This window comes from Shigella sp. FC1967 (genome assembly GCF_001743005.1).
In the GTDB taxonomy this organism is placed as follows: Bacteria; Pseudomonadota; Gammaproteobacteria; order Enterobacterales; family Enterobacteriaceae; genus Proteus.
This window is the reverse complement of sequence record NZ_MIIZ01001040.1, coordinates 1-1172: the sequence shown is the minus strand read 5'-3', so window position 1 is coordinate 1172 and position 1172 is coordinate 1. Positions and strand designations below refer to the sequence as shown.

3 protein-coding genes are annotated in these 1172 nt (G+C 50.0%); 1 reads left to right on the top strand and 2 read right to left on the bottom strand.

Annotated features, from left to right (window positions below):
* A partial coding sequence (locus BHE89_RS24415; RefSeq protein WP_216081028.1) for a hypothetical protein occupies window positions 1-201 on the top strand: 201 nt, incomplete at its 5' end.
* Window positions 202-278: 77 nt separating this feature from the next.
* Here the strand turns inward: BHE89_RS24415 and BHE89_RS17890 are convergent.
* The gene (locus tag BHE89_RS17890; RefSeq protein WP_021293653.1) at window positions 279-725 is read right to left on the bottom strand and encodes a hypothetical protein; all 447 of its coding nucleotides are present in this window, start codon (window positions 723-725) and stop codon (window positions 279-281) included.
* Window positions 715-1104, bottom strand: a complete 390-nt coding sequence (locus BHE89_RS17885) for a hypothetical protein (RefSeq protein WP_021293652.1) — start codon at window positions 1102-1104, stop codon at window positions 715-717. The genes BHE89_RS17890 and BHE89_RS17885 overlap by 11 nt, the downstream gene beginning before the upstream one ends.
* Window positions 1105-1172: the final 68 nt, after the last annotated feature.

Below are 1172 nucleotides of genomic sequence, written 5' to 3'. Positions count from 1 at the left end.
AAAAGTAAAAATCCTCCAGCTCTTCATGGTCAGGCTTTCGCTCAACTGGTCGAAGCAACTCAGCTTCATCAGCGAACTCAAGCTCAGGATGAAAAGCAGGATGAAATCCTCGATGCCAGACTGGACGGTCATTATCGAGGTCTAAGTAGCAGTGCCTCCCACTGGCTGGGTGATAGCAGTAAAGCCACTGTCTACCACTAACGGTAAACGGCTTCTCTGCACCTCCACATGCCGGTACAAGGTTATCTGCTGCTATATGCGCTACAGCGGTCATAGGCTCAATCCTCGTCATCACGAACACAAAGATCACGAGCAACTATCTCCGCTGCTATCAACGCATAATCGTTACCTTGCCAGAACCATCGTTCCGCCAGCTCATAGGCTTCACTGGAAGGCTCGCCATAACCATGAGCAACCACGTAATCGTGGAATAATTCATGGTCAAATGCCTTGCCATCAGCTTCCATGAACCAGCCGACGGGGCACTCCAGAATGCGATGTCTGACAACATCTCGTTCCGAATACCCTTCTCTGACAGCTTGCTCCAGCATTTCCCTCGACATACCTGGTGGAGTGATTATCTCCAGGCTGATCCCCTCGCTCCCAGCAAGGTTGTCGTCGTATGGAAGACCGGCAAGTGTAAGGTGGTTGCGTTTGCACCAACCTATAGTCCGGAGAATCCGACCTTTATCAGATTCTCTGGCCGTGTATCGGTTAAGCTGCATAGCCACCTCCAGCCCTCTCGCTTTCTTCGATGTCATTGCCAAGTTCGACCATTCCAATCAGGTCTAGCTGGGTCATGTCCGAATCCAGAGAACAATCAATCGCTGACTGTATGATGCCTTTGTGGGCCAATGCCAAAACCGACTTAATTGTCGAAAGCAGAGACTCGGCTTCGCTTTCGATTTGTTCCAGAATGTCTTTCCACTCCCAGTGCTCAAACGGTTGCCAAACGATCAGATCATCAGGCTCATCTCCCCGCTCTACGCACTCAGACAAATACTCATAAGCCTTGTACCAATTCTCTTGTTGACCCAGTTCACTGAGCACTTGAGCAGTAGCATGACCGTATGCGATTTGTTCAACTTTGGTTTTGATAGACATAGTGTTTCTCCTCGTGATGGATAGAGGAGCCCCACCCGCAGGAAAGGCCCCTCCGGATGGGTTAAATT

Coding starts and splice junctions, on each gene's coding strand:
- BHE89_RS17890 (WP_021293653.1), bottom strand. CDS start 725: ATGCAGCTTAACCGATACACGGCCAGAGAATCTGATAAAGGTCGGATT.
- BHE89_RS17885 (WP_021293652.1), bottom strand. CDS start 1,104: ATGTCTATCAAAACCAAAGTTGAACAAATCGCATACGGTCATGCTACT.